This is a genomic window from Sphingobium sp. AP49 (assembly GCF_000281715.2).
GTDB lineage: Bacteria > Pseudomonadota > Alphaproteobacteria > Sphingomonadales > Sphingomonadaceae > Sphingobium.
Map to the genome: position 1 here is coordinate 1800804 of NZ_CP124576.1, position 14545 is coordinate 1815348.

General features: G+C 61.9%; 15 protein-coding genes. 8 read left to right on the forward strand and 7 right to left on the reverse strand.

Annotated features, from left to right (window positions below; translation table 11 throughout):
- Positions 1-112: 112 nt before the first annotated feature.
- Complete coding sequence (locus PMI04_RS08715; protein WP_007712675.1) at positions 113-772, forward strand: hypothetical protein; 660 nt, start codon at positions 113-115, stop codon at positions 770-772.
- Positions 773-817: 45 nt separating this feature from the next.
- Positions 818-1282, forward strand: a complete 465-nt coding sequence (locus PMI04_RS08720) for a hypothetical protein (RefSeq protein WP_007712671.1) — start codon at positions 818-820, stop codon at positions 1280-1282.
- Between the two features lie 16 nt (positions 1283-1298).
- On the opposite strand, the gene trmFO is transcribed toward PMI04_RS08720, so the two are convergent.
- Positions 1299-2645, reverse strand: a complete 1347-nt coding sequence (trmFO, locus tag PMI04_RS08725) for a methylenetetrahydrofolate--tRNA-(uracil(54)-C(5))-methyltransferase (FADH(2)-oxidizing) TrmFO (RefSeq protein ID WP_007712666.1) — start codon at positions 2643-2645, stop codon at positions 1299-1301.
- Positions 2646-3003: 358 nt separating this feature from the next.
- Complete coding sequence (locus PMI04_RS08730) at positions 3004-4044, reverse strand: sensor histidine kinase (protein WP_238535980.1); 1041 nt, start codon at positions 4042-4044, stop codon at positions 3004-3006.
- 844 nt (positions 4045-4888) lie between these two features.
- On the opposite strand from PMI04_RS08730, the gene PMI04_RS08735 reads away from it, so the two are divergent.
- Positions 4889-5716 carry an outer membrane beta-barrel protein gene (locus PMI04_RS08735; RefSeq protein ID WP_007712660.1) on the forward strand — a complete coding sequence of 276 codons (828 nt, stop codon included), beginning with the start codon at positions 4889-4891 and terminating at the stop codon, positions 5714-5716.
- Positions 5717-5803: 87 nt separating this feature from the next.
- Here the strand turns inward: PMI04_RS08735 and PMI04_RS08740 are convergent, their stop codons facing one another.
- The 3 genes from PMI04_RS08740 to PMI04_RS08750 form a co-directional block, all read right to left on the reverse strand.
- The gene (locus PMI04_RS08740; protein ID WP_052028094.1) at positions 5804-6718 is read right to left on the reverse strand and encodes a formylglycine-generating enzyme family protein; all 915 of its coding nucleotides are present in this window, start codon (positions 6716-6718) and stop codon (positions 5804-5806) included.
- A gap of 90 nt (positions 6719-6808) precedes the next feature.
- On the reverse strand, positions 6809-7186 hold the full coding sequence (locus PMI04_RS08745) for a DUF202 domain-containing protein (RefSeq protein ID WP_007712651.1): 378 nt from the start codon (positions 7184-7186) through the stop codon (positions 6809-6811).
- A gap of 144 nt (positions 7187-7330) precedes the next feature.
- Positions 7331-7690, reverse strand: coding sequence for a DUF1622 domain-containing protein (locus PMI04_RS08750; RefSeq protein WP_007712649.1), 360 nt, complete (start codon positions 7688-7690; stop codon positions 7331-7333).
- Positions 7691-8248: 558 nt separating this feature from the next.
- Between PMI04_RS08750 and PMI04_RS08755 the strand changes: the two genes are divergently transcribed.
- Both PMI04_RS08755 and PMI04_RS08760 read left to right on the forward strand, forming a co-directional pair.
- The gene (locus tag PMI04_RS08755; RefSeq protein ID WP_007712648.1) at positions 8249-9004 is read left to right on the forward strand and encodes a DUF2092 domain-containing protein; all 756 of its coding nucleotides are present in this window, start codon (positions 8249-8251) and stop codon (positions 9002-9004) included.
- Positions 9001-9624: a hypothetical protein gene (locus PMI04_RS08760; RefSeq protein ID WP_007712632.1), complete on the forward strand. Its 624-nt coding sequence runs from the start codon at positions 9001-9003 to the stop codon at positions 9622-9624. Before PMI04_RS08755 ends, PMI04_RS08760 begins: the two co-directional genes overlap by 4 nt.
- A 53-nt stretch (positions 9625-9677) precedes the next feature.
- Here the strand turns inward: PMI04_RS08760 and PMI04_RS08765 are convergent, their stop codons facing one another.
- Positions 9678-10166 (reverse strand): hypothetical protein, encoded by a 489-nt coding sequence (locus PMI04_RS08765; protein WP_007712629.1) that lies wholly within the window; start codon positions 10164-10166, stop codon positions 9678-9680.
- Positions 10167-10169: 3 nt separating this feature from the next.
- Here PMI04_RS08765 and PMI04_RS08770 point away from each other — a divergent pair, with 3 nt between their 5' ends.
- The 3 genes from PMI04_RS08770 to PMI04_RS08780 all read left to right on the forward strand — a co-directional run bounded on the left by PMI04_RS08770 (position 10170) and on the right by PMI04_RS08780 (position 11357).
- Entirely contained in the window at positions 10170-10334 is a 165-nt protein-coding gene (locus tag PMI04_RS08770) for a hypothetical protein (RefSeq protein ID WP_007712626.1), read from the forward strand.
- A 124-nt stretch (positions 10335-10458) separates the two neighbouring features.
- Entirely contained in the window at positions 10459-10890 is a 432-nt protein-coding gene (locus PMI04_RS08775; RefSeq protein ID WP_007712623.1) for an EF-hand domain-containing protein, read from the forward strand.
- Positions 10891-10913: 23 nt separating this feature from the next.
- Positions 10914-11357 (forward strand): Rap1a/Tai family immunity protein, encoded by a 444-nt coding sequence (locus PMI04_RS08780; protein WP_007712620.1) that lies wholly within the window; start codon positions 10914-10916, stop codon positions 11355-11357.
- Between the two features lie 126 nt (positions 11358-11483).
- On the opposite strand, the gene PMI04_RS08785 is transcribed toward PMI04_RS08780, so the two are convergent.
- A complete protein-coding gene (locus PMI04_RS08785) occupies positions 11484-14279 on the reverse strand; it encodes a TonB-dependent receptor (protein WP_007712618.1) in 2796 nt (931 codons plus the stop codon).
- Between the last annotated feature and the right edge of the window lie 266 nt (positions 14280-14545).

Here is a 14545-nt window from a genome sequence, read left to right on the forward strand (position 1 = left end):
CCCCCCAAAAATCTGGACAGGGCACCTTGTTACCCATGCGGCACGACTGGTTAGAATCTATATGCGAAGCTTGGTTAAAGGATTGATAAGCCATTTTTAGATCGGGATCGAAATGACGGTGCCTGAAGACGGCCTGCCGCCGCTGGCACGCCTGCTTTCAGGGCATGCGGGCCGGTTTGCCGAACGCCATCGGGCGCTCTGGGCGCTCGACCAGCGTTTTGCGCAAATTGCGCGAACCACCAGCGATCCGGCGATCGGGCAGATGCGTCTGGCCTGGTGGCTGGGCGTCGTCACCGATGCGCAGGGCGTCAAGGGGCAGGGCGAGCCGGTCGTGGATCGGCTGCGGGTGATTGGGGCACTGGGGGCACCTGGGATCCCGGCAATGCTGGATGGCTGGGAAGTGCTGGTGGTGGAGCCGGAGATCGATCTCACCGGCTTGCGGGATTATGCCGCCGGGCGTGGCGGCGGGCTGTTCCAGGCGCTGGCCGATGTGGCCGATACGCCGGACTGGCTGGTCGCAGCGGGCAAGATCTGGGCGCTGTGGGATCTGTCCGCCCATAGCGGAGACGCGGCCCTGGCCGAAGCCGCCATCGGCCTGGCCCGCGATCTGTTGCCGCAGGTCGGCGATCCCATGTGGCCCAAGGCGTGGAAGCCGCTGCGCATCGCCTATCTGCTGGCGCGGCACGATGTCGAGCGGGGGCAGCGGGCGTCGGTCGGGCTGACGCGCGCCATGGCCTGGCGGCTGATGCGGATCGCGCTTGTCGGACGCTAGCCGATCGCGATAGGTTCGCTGCCGTCACAAATGGCGGAGCGGGCGATGGGACGGTTGCTGGCGGGGGGCATGGGCGCGTTGCTGCTGGTCGCGGCCGGCCTGTTCTGGTGGCAAGGGCGGGCGACCAACGAGCCACCGCCCAAGGCCTTGCTCGCGCCACCGCCGCCGCCAGCGAACGAGGCATTGCCTGAAGGCGATCCCGATGCGGTAGGGGAGGCGCCGCCAATGCCGGGCGAGGCTAGCCCACAGAGCCGCGAGGAAAAGCGCTTCGCCCGTTATGACCGCAATCGCGATGGCATCATCAGCCGGATCGAAATGCTCGGCAGCCGGACGGCAGCGTTCAAACAGCTCGACACGAACAAGGATAATCTCCTGTCATTCGAGGAATGGGCGGTGGCGACGGCCGACCGCTTTGCCGGGGCCGATGTCGACAAGGACGGCAAGCTGACCCCGGCCGAATTCGCCACCACCGCGCCGAAGCGGGCGGCGAAACCGCGCTGCAAATGCTGAGCCTGTCCCGGAAGGGTCAGGCCGGTTCCACCACCTCACCCAGCCAGCGACCGAAGGAGGCGCGGGCGCGGGCGGTATAGGCTTCCTTGCGCTGCTTCTTCTTGACGTCGTCCAGCGTCGGGAAAAGACCGAAATTGACGTTCATCGGCTGATAGTCGGCGGTCTCGACATTGCCCGTGACATGGCCGAGCAGCGCGCCCAGTGCTGTGTCGGCGGGCGGCGGCGCCAGATCCTGGCCCAATATCTCGGCCGCAGCGAAACGTCCGGCGATGAGGCCGATGGCGGCGCTCTCGACATAGCCTTCGCATCCGGTCATCTGCCCGGCGAAGCGGATATGGGGCGCGCTTTTCAGGCGCAGCGTCGGGTCGAGCAGCTTGGGGCTCTGGATGAAGGTGTTGCGGTGCAGCCCGCCCAGCCGCGCGAACTCGGCCTTTTCCAGGCCCGGAATGGTGCGCAGCAGCTCGACCTGGGCACCATGTTTCAGCTTGGTCTGGAAACCGACCATGTTCCATAACGTGCCCGACGCATTGTCCTGGCGCAGCTGGACCACGGCATAGGGCCAGCGGCCGGTCTTGGGATTGTCGAGCCCCATCGGCTTCATCGGACCATGGCGCAGCGTTTCCGGCCCGCGCGAGGCCATCACCTCGATCGGCATGCAGCCCTCGAAATAGGGGGGGGTGGCCTCCCATTCCTTGAACTCGGTCTTTTCGCCGTCGAGCAGCCCCTGGACGAAGGCCTGATACTGCTCCTTGTTCATCGGGCAGTTGATATAGTCCTTGCCCTCGCCACCGCCGGGGCCGATCTTGTCCCAGCGATTGGCCATCCAGCATTCGTCCATGTTGATGCTGTCGAAATGGATGACCGGCGCGATCGCGTCGAAGAAGGCGAGATGCTCCATGCCGGCCGCTTCGCCGATGCTGCTGGCCAGCGCGGCGGCGGTCAGCGGCCCGGTGGCGACGATGGTCATGCCTTGCGTCGGCAACCTGTCGATCCGTTCGCGTACGATCTCGACATTGGGATGTTCGGCGAGCGCGCGGGTGACGCCGTCGGAAAAGACATCGCGGTCGACCGCCAGGGCGGAGCCGGCCGGCACCTTGGCCGGTTCGGCGCGGTCCATGATCAGCGAGCCGAGACGCCGCATTTCCTGATGCAGCAGGCCCACGGCATTCTTGTCCGCATCATCGGAACGGAAACTGTTGGAGCAGACCAGTTCGGCCAGGCCATCGGTCTGGTGCGCCGGGGTCATCTCTCCGGTCCCGCGCATTTCCGACAGGCGGACCTTGATGCCGGCCTGGGCGAGCTGCCAGGCGGCTTCCGAACCGGCGAGGCCGCCGCCGATGACATGGATCTGATGATTGGACATATTTCGCTTAACTTCGCACTTTTCCCGCACATTCGGCAATTTCCGAACGCCAGTGGGACATATTGTTATGAGATGCAATCAGTATAGCCCGGGCTAGCGGCGTAGGACAGGGGCGGTCAAGGGCGGCCGGCCAGGTCGGATGTCATGGCCGGAACGACCGATCCCATCGGCCGCATAGGGCAGGACCAGTCGGTTCGGTAGAATGGATTACGCGACGAAATGCGAGCGGCAGCCCAAGCGCGTCGCCGCCATAGCATAGACCCGGACCCGCCCCGCCAAATCTGGTTGACCAGTCTCGGCGGGGGATCGGCACCCTGCACGGGGCAGGGGCTAGCCATATCGACGATCTCCGATAAGATCACCAGTCACCCGGTCGGCGCCGAGGGATTCGGGCGATGACCAGCGTGCCCGTTCCCGTGCGACGGACCTCCAGATAGCCAGCCAGCGCGGCGATGCGCTCGCGCATCCCTGACAGCCCGACACCGACAATGTCTCGTCCCTGGCCGTTGATCACATGCTCCGGCACACCCCGGCCGTCATCCTCGATTTCGATGAACAGATCCTGCCTGCTACGCCGCAGGCGGACAACCACATGATTGGCATTGGCATGTTTGTAGACATTGGCCAATGCTTCCTGCGCCACGCGATAGAAGGCGATTTCCATGTCGGGGCAGCGCTTGATCCGACCAGCGAGGTTGCGGAATTCGACGAACAGGCCGGATCGACGCGCGAAGCCCCGGGAAAAATTGCTCAAGGCCGCCTCGATCCCGTCCTCGGCCAGTTCCGGCGGGTGCAGGATGTAGCTCAATGTCTTGATCTGATCCTGGATGGCCTTGAGCGACACTTCCATTGCGCGATAGGCGTCGGCGGCCTCGCTGGTCATATTGGTGCTGCGTACCGTCAGCAGGTTGAACTGGATCAGCGCCAACTGCTGGAAGGTCTCGTCATGCAGCTCGCGTGCGATCCGCTTGCGCTCTTCCTCTTCGGCGAGCAGCATCGACAGATGGTAGCGGCGGCGGTCCATCGACTCGCTTTCGGGATCCTCATCGTCAAGATGGCTGATGATGATCAACTGGTCGTCACCGGGTAACCGGTCGCCATGTATGATCATATGGATATCCTGACCGCGCAGATGAAAGCGGATGGGATAGGAAAAGGCCTTGCCGCCTTTCCGCAGCAGCGCCAGGTGGCGCCGAATGGCGTCCGTGTCAGCCGGGCTGGCCTTGAACGCATGATTGAGATCGAAATAGCATTTCCCGATCGTCGCCTGCGCATCCAGTCCGACGGCGCAGAGATAGGGTTCGCAAGGATTGTTGAACGCGAGAATATGATCATTGCCGTCCAGCACGACAATCTTGACTGGCACCACGTCGATCAGCCGTTGAACCTCATCGCGCATGCCCCCCCGGGCGTGCGACGATGTCGATAGCGGCAAGGCTATGACCGCGCCCATCCCATCATCGTCATTGATAGGATGGGATGTGGATATCTGGAACGAAGCCCCCGCTTGATTTGGTTCGAACATGACGTTTCCCTCACAAGCATACCCCAGAAAAATCGCTTGCCAACGATGTCAGCGTGGCAGTCGATTTGACGTTGGGCACAGTTAACGCCGGGAAATCCCGGACGCATTTCCGCTATGTATAAGGCGACCCTGTTATCCGTAACCTTACGGTCGGGAATAATCCGTAGCAATAGGAAGAAACCCCTAGGAGTGTGCGCATCGCATCGCGCCATTTTCGCGCATTGAGACAGCCACCTTTTGTCGAGGCAGATACGTGAATTCCCTATAACGGCGATGGTTTGAAAATTTCATGACAAAAGCATGAATTTTGTTGTCCCTGCAGTGCCGGGCGGCAGTCTTTTACTATTCGTGTTTCCGCTCTGGTATGGATGCGTGCGCGAGCATCGCCAATGGGCCAAACGGGCGGTCGCTGGGATTTCGCCCGGGTAAACCCCGAGGCGAAGGCCTGAGTCGTCCCGGATGCGGGCGGCGTAAATCGGGGTGAAATCGCTGTAGGCTGATGGTACCGAATCGTTGCTGCGATCTGGTGGGCAAGATGCCATCACTTGATGTCAACGATCGCCGAATCGCAGATCAACGGCAAAACCGGCATCATTACGTCTTCATCTCCAAACTTACCCTGATGCCCAATTGGCAGAAGGATCGTCACAGTGCCGGTTCAGGATGTGCGGCTGATCTCGAATCGCCAGCCATCCCGTGTGCATTGGGAGGTAAAGACATGAACTGTCGTCGCAGCACGATCACAGCTTTGCTGGTTCTGGTAGCAGGTGGCTGGGCTGCACCGGGATATGCCCAGTCGCTCGATGATAAATATTGGCTAGAGGTGGGGGGGTATATGCCCTCGGTCACGTCGAAGGTCCGGGTGGCCCCTGCATCCAATCCGGACGGCGGTACGTCGATCGATATGGAATCCGATCTCAACCTCGACAAGCACAAGGTCCTGCCACAGGTTTCGGCAGGTATAAGGCTGGGGCATAACTGGTCGCTGATGGCGGAATATTATTCGCTCAGCCGCAGCGGGGAGAAACAGATTTCGCGCGATATCAGCTTTGATGACGTAGTCTATCCGGCCGGCGTACGAATGGACACAAGCTTCGATTCGACCATCTATCGTGCGACTTTCGGTTATTCCTTCATCAACAAGCCTAACACCCGCCTGGGCGCGGCGCTCGGTCTGCATGCGACCAAGTTCGATCTGCAACTGGATGGCGAAGCACGGGTGGGAGAGGCCGGGATCAGCGCCCAACAGCGCAAGCGCGATGTATTGGCCCCGCTCCCGACATTGGGCCTGTTCGGCGCACAACGGATCGCGCCCGACGTGACGCTCAGCGCGCGCGCCGATTATCTGTCGCTCAAGATCGACGATTATAAGGGGCGGCTGCTCAATGGAGAAGCGGCGGTGACTTGGCGCTTTGCCAAGAATGTCGGGATCGGAGCGATGTGGCGCTATGTCAATTATCGCGTCGATGTCGACAAGGAGCGCTGGGCCGGCCGGCTGCAATATCGCTTCAGTGGTCCGGCGGTGTTCCTGCAGGCGGGCTTCTAAGGGATCTTGCAGGCACAACAAGGAAAAGGCGCCGCGCATGATATGCGCGGCGCCTTTTCCTTGTTGTGCCCCGATAGGCTTTCCGGCTCAGGATGGTCGGATCACGCAACGAAAGCCGATATGGCTGGTCGACGTATCGACCGGCTGGGCGTGGCGCGCGGCGGGTCGATAACGCTGGCAGTAATTGGGGGCGCATAGATGCGATCCGCCCTTGAGCACCTTGCGCGGAATGCGGATCTGCGGCTGCTGTGGATCATAGCTGCCATCGCTGGCGTCGTTGCGCGGATTGCGCGGTGCGCAGCACGGGCGGGCAGGATCGGCCTGGTGTCGGGCAGCGTAGAAATCCTCTGTCCACTCCCAGACATTGCCGATCATGTCGTGCAAGCCATAGCCGTTGGCGGGGTAATGGCCGACTGGCGATGTCCGTTCATAGCCGTCGATCAGCAGATTTTCGGCTGGAAAGGCGCCCTGCCAGAAATTCGCCAGTGCCTTGCCGTCGGGCATCAGTTCGTCGCCCCAGGCATATTCCAGACCATCAAAACCGCCGCGCGCGGCAAATTCCCATTCCGCCTCGGTTGGCAACGCCTTGCCGGCCCAGGCGGCATAGGCGATGGCATCGGCATAATTGACATGCACCACGGGATGATCGTCGATCGCGGCGACCGAACTGTCAGGGCCTAGCGGATGCTGCCAATCAGCGTCGAACACATAACGCCACCACTGGCTCCAGTCGTTGAGCGGCACCGGCTTGGGGGTCGGCATGAACACGAGTGATGCGGGCCGCAGCATCTCGGGCAAGGCACCGGGATAGTCGGCAGGATCGGGTGATATCTGCGCCGAAGTCACATGGCCGGTCGCCTCGACGAAGCGGCGATAGTCCCGGTTCGTGACGGGCGTGGCATCCATCCAGAAGCCATCGACCTGGACCGGATGGGCAGGGGCTTCCTCGGGATAATGGCGGTCGGATCCCATGATGAAGCGGCCGCCGGGAATATGGACCATGCCTTCGGGCGCGGCGGTTTCACTGGCATTGGCCGGACTGGATTGCACTGTCACCCGTTGCTCCCTTGTCTGATTACTGACATCATGGGCCTAGACGATCCGCGTCGCAATGCTGACGAACAGGGCGATGCCGGCGACACACATGATGAGTGCCATCAGCAGCACGGGCCGTCCCAGCCGGAATTGCTCGACCCGGTTGAGATCGCCCAGGGTCATCCAATAGCCCAGCGTTCCCAGCAGGATTGCCAGCGTACCCATGGCGCACAGAAACAGGCCGATATGCTGAGGGCTGGTCGACTGAGGATTGCCGGCCTGTTGCGTAGCGGTGTCGAGGAATTTGTAGATGGTGAAGCCAAAGCTCAGCATCGACAAGGATGTCCGTATCCAGGCCATCAATGTGCGATCTGCGGCCATGATGGTGCGCTTTTCGCCGAGATCCTCTGGCAGATAGGGCTTCTTGGCATTCATGAGCGACACTCCATCAGGCGGATCGGGCACGACATATCGGGACACCGGGTGCCCGTGCGGATAAGTATGGCCGCTGCATGGTGAAGCGCGATCCAGAGAATCCCCTAGATCGACCGAAAATTGACCGAAGACGGCGCGGCCATGTCAATCATCCAGGATGCCGACTTTCTCGCCCTCGGAAAATACCTCGATATCGCGGCCAAGGAAGAAGCCGAGACCCGTGCGGATTGCGGCGATGGCCGCCAGTTGGCCGATATCATCCCAGGTCGGGGCGACGGCGGTGCGGATGATATCGGCGCCGAGCGCGAACTCCAGCGCCAATAATATGGCGGTGGCGAAACGCACCCAGATGAACCGGGCCTTGGACGTGCTCATGCCCCGATGAAACATGGCGCTGGCAAGGTCGATAACGGCACGGATTCCGCCGAGCAGAACCAGAATCACGACCACGATCTCCATCAGGAGCGCGGCATAGCTGGACAGTTCCTTGAGCCAGATTTCCACGATACGGCCCTCCCCATGTGCACGGACAGACTATGTCCTTCACTGGGAATGCGTCCATCGGCATTTTACCCGGGAATGGAGCGGGCGCATCGTGCGATGCCCGCGTTTCGATATCGGGGCAATTCCCGATTGGCGCGGCGGACCCAGGCCCTGTAGCGTGCAGGGATCGGGAGTGTGTGCAGCCTCCCTATGGCCCTGTAGCTCCAACCAGCCGGCCGGCGAGAGCCGGCCCAAGGGGTGACCGATGTTACGGCACGGTCAGGTGCATCGGGCGGAAAGAAGGACTGCACTTTCCGCCCGATGCTCCATCCCGATGACCTCGGGCGCGCCACGGGAAGAAACGCACCGAACTCCGAACTTATCCCGATGGGCGGCATCGATGGAAAGGCGATAGTCGGCGATGGAAGGGAGATGCCGCCATGTCATGTGGCCCGCCGTAATGCTTCGGCATGCGGCCCAGGCTGAGTGGATGGCGCCGGCGGAACCCGGCCATGACGTGCGCCGGGCGAGCCGGTGAGGATGCGGATCGACCGCCGCCCTGGTGGATAGGAGTATGCCATGACCTTCAGGATACAATATTTTTGTCTGCCCCTGCTGTTGTGTGCCGGTTCGACGGCCAATGCCCAGACAGCGCCCACGACCGGTATCGAACCGGGCGCCATGGCTGCGATGGACAAGATGAACGCGGCGTTGTTGGCGCTGCCTGCCTTTTCACTGAAATCGGACGTGACCACCGAACAGGTGCTTGATACCGGCCAGAAGCTGCAGTTCGGCGGAACGGTGGATGTGCAGGCACATCGCCCCGACGCATTCAAGATTTCCGCCGTGTCTGATATCCAGAATCGGGATTATTATTTCGGCGGCGGCAAGTTCACTGTGCTGGCTCCGCGCCTGAATTATTATGCCACGGTCCCGGTTAGTGGATCGATCGGCCAGGCGCTGGACAAGTTGAAGACCAATTTCGGCATCGAACTGCCGCTGGCGGACCTGTTCACCTGGGGCACGGATCAGACGCTGCGGACGCGGATCAAGTCAGGCTATGTCATCCGCCCGGAAAAAATCGATAGCCGTACCTGCACCCACTATGCCTTCCGCCAGGAAAAGGTCGACTGGCAGATATGGATCGATGATGCAGGCCAACTGCCCTGCAAGATTGTCATCACCGACACAACCGATCCGTCGATGCCGCAATATACGGCCGTGCTGCACTGGGACACCAGCGCCCGGCCCAGTGCGGCCGATCTGGCCTTCACTGCGCCCGCCGATGCGCATGAGATCAAACTGGTCGATCTGAGCAAGGGAGATGCGAAATGAGCCGCCCCACCTCCAGCCTGGCTGCGCTTGCATCCCTGGCCCTGATGTCCCAGCCCATGGCGATGACCAGCTTACCCACCGCAGGTCTGTTACTGGCCGTTTTTGTGCCAGCCAGCGCCCAGGCCGCTCCGCCGCGTCAGCGTGGCGGTGGCGCTCGGCCGTCACGACCTGCCGGAGGTGGCGGCGCTCGGCCGTCACGGCCTGCCGGGGGTGGCGCTGCGGCACGGCCGGCTGGCGGCGGCGGCCGCCCGGGCGTGCGCAGCAACGCGCCTACCAGCGTCAACCATGGCGGCAATCGTGCCAACATCAACAGCGGCAACCGGACCAACATCAACAACAATAACGTGAACATCAACCGCAACGTCAATGTGAACGGTGGCGGTGGCTATTATGGTCATGACTATCATGACGATTGGGACGATCATTGGCACCCGGTCGCAACGGCGGCGGCGGTGACGGTCACGGCGGCGGCGATCGGGTCGATCGTGCGCAGCGTCCCCCCCAGTTGCACCACGGTGGTGGTCAGCGGCGCGAGCTATTCGCAATGCGGCAGCACCTGGTACCAGCCACAATATGTCGGGTCATCGGTCCAATATGTGGTGGTGGCGGCGCCACGCTGACGTCCGATCCCAACCCAGAGATGAGGGGGGCGTCCTTCGGGACGGCCCCCTTTTTACAGAGGGGCGGCTTCGGCTGGGGTGCGATCATCATAGCAGGCGCGAAGATGGGCCACACGTTGCGGCCCGGGCAGATGGGTCGCATCCCCGGGATAATGACGCATATGTTGGTCCATCCAGGCGAAATCGGCCGGCTGGAACCAGCCCTGGTCGCGCCCCGTGCGGATCGCCCAGCAGTCCGCACGCTGTTCGTCCGGACCCAGAAGATGATGGCCGCATTCATGTGCATACCAGAAATGCTGGATCGGCCCCGGCATGGTCAGGATGCGGGGATTGAGAATGATCCAGCCCGGCATGGCTTCGGCAATGTCGCTGATATTGGCGACCAGCGTCTGCACCGATCCGCAGCGGGCCGGCAGGTCGGCAAGCCATAATTGTCCAGCGGGAAAGATGGCCGCTGCCGGCGGCTGTGCAGGCGCTGATGGAGTGCCCAGGGCCAGGGCGAGGGCGACGGTAATCGGTAAGTGGCGGCAAGTCAGGGCCATGGGATGTCCCGCATCACGACGCATCTCGCGCAGCGGAACGCTGCATCGTCATTCCTGCTGGTGCCAGCAATGGCTGTGTGGCTGAATGGGGATAATCCATGGGGTGAGCGCGCGGTGATTCCCGATCGCATCTTTGCCGAGGAGGCAAATGTGCAGGCGAAGCGATGAACGGCGGCGCGCCGAGGATATCGGACAGCGATTTGCGGGATTACCCCGATGGTCTTTCGAGCGCGCTGGCGGGAGAAAAGGCCATGCGAATGGAGACGGCATTTCTGGAAGAAGGAAGACGGACATGCAGCGGAGCAGGATGTGGATGCTGGTTACCGGTTGCGCGATGCTGGCGTGCGGTGCTCCAGCCATGGCGCAGCGTGGCGGCGCGGGGGGCGGATCACCCTTTGATCGAGCCGATGCCAATGGCGATGGCAAGGTGACGCGTGCGGAATATGTTTCTGCGCGTGAGGCCCAGTTCGGGCGGATGGACCGGAACCAGGATGGCGTCGTCAGCAAGGCCGACTTCCCAGGCGCGCAGAAACGGCCCAGGGCGGAAAGCCGGCTGGAACAGTTCATTGCGGAAGCCGACAGCAACAAGGATGGCGCGGTGTCGAAGGAAGAACTGGCGCAGGCCAGCACGCCGGCCTTCGATCGGGCCGACAGCAATCATGACGCTGTTGTCGATCAGGCTGAAGCGGCTGCCTTCAAGGCCAGCCTGCCGCATCGGCAATAGATCGCCTGGTGCAGGGTGGGGGCATGGCTGGCCGGGCTCTGGCGCGACGATGGGCGGGGCTGGCGGCCTGCGTCAGCATGATAGGGGCGCTGCCTATCGGGCCGGCCCGTGGCCAGCCCGTGGTTGCGCCGGAAAAGCCGGTCGGCGCCGATGTCCTGGAACAATTATGCGCGACGTCGGGCGACGCCATGGCTTTGGCCTGCGACGGCTTTCTGCGCGGGACGATGGAAGGGCTATTGTTCGCTCAAATCAATGCTTTTGGCGAAAGCGATTTCTGTCCGCCGGCAGAGGGGCTGAGTACCGAGGAATTGCGCCAGATTTTCCTAGAATATCTGGAGGAGGATCCCGATCGCCATGATCAGCCTGCCGCGCAGATTCTGCTGGAGGCACTGGATGCGCGTTATCCCTGTGATGATGGGGAGGATGTACCGGACGATCCGGCTGCCCTGTTGATCGGCCATGCCTGAACCACTGCGATAACGAGGCCCGCTCCCCTGAGGGAGCGGGCCAGGCCAGGGATCGCGGCAGGCTCAAAGCCCGGCAAGGGATAGCGATCCCGTCCAGCCGGATGTGTCGGCACCCGGCAAGATTTGTCAGAACTTGACCGAGGCGTTCACGAAGAAGGCGCGGCCATAGACGTCATAGGTCGACGGATAGGTGTTCGACTGTTCCTGATTGTCGCCCATGATCGGCGGCTTCTTGTTGAACATGTTGTTCATGCCGATCGACCAGCCGAAGGTTTCGGTGGCCTGCACCTGAAGGCCAAGGTCGAACAGGTTATAGGCCTTGATCTTCTCCACGCTGTAGGTGGTGGTGTCGTCGTCATCCTTGACGCTCGACAGATAGCGGTGGGTAAGGCCCAACGTGATCGGGCCGCTGTTCCAGGTGATGCGGTTGTTGAGCCGCAGCTTGGAATAGGGGTTGCCGCAATAGACGCCGAACTTGCCGGCGCAGCTCTGGTTGAGGTCGGGGATCGCGGCGACGGGGTTCAGGTCGTAGCGGATCAGCCGGGTGCCTGCGACGCGGAAGCTGAGCTTGCCGGTCTTGGCGCCGAACACGCCGAAGTTCAGCGGCACGCTGTAGTTCGCCTCGAAGTCCACGCCCTCGGTCTTGAGCCCGCCGGTGTTGGACAGCAGGTTTTCCGCGCCCTCGATCGCATAGCTGTTGGCATTGCGCGGCAGGGCCGAGCAATAGCTGCTGTCATAGGGCGTCCAGCCATTGGCGGCCGTGCCATAGCAGGCGGCGATGATGTTGGCGGTGCCGGGCGTCGAGATATAGTTGTCGATCTTGATGTGGTAATAATCGACCGTCATCGTGAAGCGCGGCAGGAGGCTGGGCTGGAGCACGACGCCGGCGGTCCAGGTATCCGACGTTTCCTCGCGCAGATCGGGATTGCCGCCGGTGACGGATTCGATCTGCGAACTGCCACCATTGATCGCGGTGCCCAGCGCGCTGGATGGCACGCCGGTGGCGATGCAACTGGCGCTGAGATTGGCGTTGGTGACGGCATCGGCCAGTTCGCACGGATCGCTGGCCGCCGGGAAGTCCTGTGCCTGGCCCGAATAGAGGTCGTAGACCGTGGGTGCGCGGACCGCGCGGCTATATTGGCCGCGGAAGGTGATGTCCCGGATCGGCGCATAGATCAGCCCCACCGAATAGGTGCTGACATTCTTCGCCGCCGTCGAATAATGCGAATAGCGATAGGCGCCGTTCGCTTCGAGCTTGTGGACGAAGGGCATGTCGGCGAGCAAGGGAACATCGATTTCAGCGAACAGTTCCTTGACGTTGTAGCCGCCCGACAGGCCCTCGCTGGCGTTGAAGCCGACGACATCCCCCGATGCCAGCGCATAGTCGGGATCATAGCTGCCATGTTCGGAGCGATATTCCGCGCCAAAGGCGATGCCGGCGGGGCCAGCGCCCAGGTCGAACAGATTGGCGTTGGTGATGGCCAGGCTGGCGACCTGTTCGGTGATGGTGCTCACATTCTTTACCGGGATCGCAATGAACGCCGCCGCTGCGTCGCTGATATTGCCCGCGCCGAAGATGTTGAGCGGCACGCAGCCATTGCTGGTGTCGGAACAGACCAGATTGCCGTCGGCATCATAGGTGGTGGCCAGCGCCTGACGGACGCGGCTGTCCGACACGTTGCCGGTCTGGGTCTCCACCTGCTTGGTGCGCGCATAGCTGTAATAGCCGTCATAATTCCAGTCGCCGGCAATCTGGCCCTTGGCGCCGATCAACGCCCGATAGGCGGTATTGTCGACGCTGGAGATGCGCGCGCCCACTTCGCTGAGGCGGCGATAGATGGCGGCCGTGGTGTAGCCGTCACCATCGGTGTCGGCGGCCGACAGCAGGGCCTGGGATTCGGGCGACAGGAAGGATGAGTCGACGTCGAGCGAGACCGATCCGGTATAGGGCGTGGGGGCCAGCCTGTTCTTGACCCGGTTGTTTATGAACTGGCCTTCGGCATAGACGGTCAGATGATCGTCGACCTCATAATGGGTCTGCGCGCTCATCAGGATACGTTTCTGGGGCACCTGCAGATAATTGTCGGGCGCATAATTATAGGCGTCGGTCGCTGCATCATAGGCCGAATAGCTGCCGTCCTGGTTGAACTTGTACTGGCTGCCGGACAGGGCGAAGCGGGTGCCGGGGATCGAGCCGGAGCCGCCGGCCGCCAGGCCGCCATCGCCATCATCGGTATAGGCCTGCTTGGTATAGCTGCGGGCCGACTGCTGCACGGCGTTGCGCTTGGTATAGTCGATATAGAAGGTCGCATTGCCGCGTCCATCGGCGAAATTGCCGCCCATCAGCAGGTTGGTGTTGAACGTGCCGCCATCACCCGCTTCGTTGATGCGGTAATTGGCATTGGCCTCGACCCCGGAAAAATTCTGCTTCATCACGAAATTGATGACGCCGGCGACGGCATCGGAGCCATAGACGGCGGATCGGCCGCCCGACACCACTTCGACATGGTCGATCAGGCCAGCGGGCACCGTATTGAGATCGACGATCTGGCTGGAATCATAGGAGATATAGCGGCGGCCATTGACCAGCACGAGTGTGCGGTTGGCACCCAGTCCGCGCAGGTCGGCGGTCGACACACCGCCACCCGGATTGTTGGAGGCGGATGTCGCGCTGGGGATCAACTGGGGCAGATCGTTGATGATCGCCTCGACATTGACCTTGCCACTGAGCTTGAGTTCCTGGGCGCTGACGATGGCGATCGGCGAAGCCTGTTGCAGATCGGGCCGGGCGATGCGCGAACCGGTGACGACGATGGTATCGTCGCCCGGGGCCTTATCCTCCGCCTGCTGCGCGAGCGCCGGTGTGGCCAGGCCGAGCAGGATGGTCGACGCCAGAAGGCGCGCGATGAAATGGGACGGCATGAAGTGAACTCCCTTGGGATATTTCCCGGCCCGGGCGTGGCGTTCTTGTCGTCTTCCACCCGGCCGATGCAGTAACGCTCCCGGATGCGACGCCATTCGTCAACATAATGTCATTGAATAATGGTAACTTATTGGCTGGTGTGGCCAATATAGAACAAGAATTTCGTTATATTCTGTCGCGAAATGAAATATTGAATAAATTTCATACTGTATTATTATTGAAATAATTGAATTTCGTCGACGCATATCTACCTGCGGATATCGGT

Bases quoted from the DNA above. Each gene is read 5' to 3' on its own strand.
- PMI04_RS08715 (WP_007712675.1), top strand. From the start codon at position 113: ATGACGGTGCCTGAAGACGGCCTGCCGCCGCTGGCACGCCTGCTTTCA.
- PMI04_RS08720 (WP_007712671.1), top strand. From the start codon at position 818: ATGGGACGGTTGCTGGCGGGGGGCATGGGCGCGTTGCTGCTGGTCGCG.
- trmFO (WP_007712666.1), bottom strand. From the start codon at position 2,645: ATGTCCAATCATCAGATCCATGTCATCGGCGGCGGCCTCGCCGGTTCG.
- PMI04_RS08730 (WP_238535980.1), bottom strand. From the start codon at position 4,044: ATGCGCGATGAGGTTCAACGGCTGATCGACGTGGTGCCAGTCAAGATT.
- PMI04_RS08735 (WP_007712660.1), top strand. From the start codon at position 4,889: ATGAACTGTCGTCGCAGCACGATCACAGCTTTGCTGGTTCTGGTAGCA.
- PMI04_RS08740 (WP_052028094.1), bottom strand. From the start codon at position 6,718: ATGGTCCATATTCCCGGCGGCCGCTTCATCATGGGATCCGACCGCCAT.
- PMI04_RS08745 (WP_007712651.1), bottom strand. From the start codon at position 7,186: ATGAATGCCAAGAAGCCCTATCTGCCAGAGGATCTCGGCGAAAAGCGC.
- PMI04_RS08755 (WP_007712648.1), top strand. From the start codon at position 8,249: ATGACCTTCAGGATACAATATTTTTGTCTGCCCCTGCTGTTGTGTGCC.
- PMI04_RS08760 (WP_007712632.1), top strand. From the start codon at position 9,001: ATGAGCCGCCCCACCTCCAGCCTGGCTGCGCTTGCATCCCTGGCCCTG.
- PMI04_RS08765 (WP_007712629.1), bottom strand. From the start codon at position 10,166: ATGGCCCTGACTTGCCGCCACTTACCGATTACCGTCGCCCTCGCCCTG.
- PMI04_RS08770 (WP_007712626.1), top strand. From the start codon at position 10,170: ATGTCCCGCATCACGACGCATCTCGCGCAGCGGAACGCTGCATCGTCA.
- PMI04_RS08775 (WP_007712623.1), top strand. From the start codon at position 10,459: ATGCAGCGGAGCAGGATGTGGATGCTGGTTACCGGTTGCGCGATGCTG.
- PMI04_RS08780 (WP_007712620.1), top strand. From the start codon at position 10,914: ATGGCTGGCCGGGCTCTGGCGCGACGATGGGCGGGGCTGGCGGCCTGC.
- PMI04_RS08785 (WP_007712618.1), bottom strand. From the start codon at position 14,279: ATGCCGTCCCATTTCATCGCGCGCCTTCTGGCGTCGACCATCCTGCTC.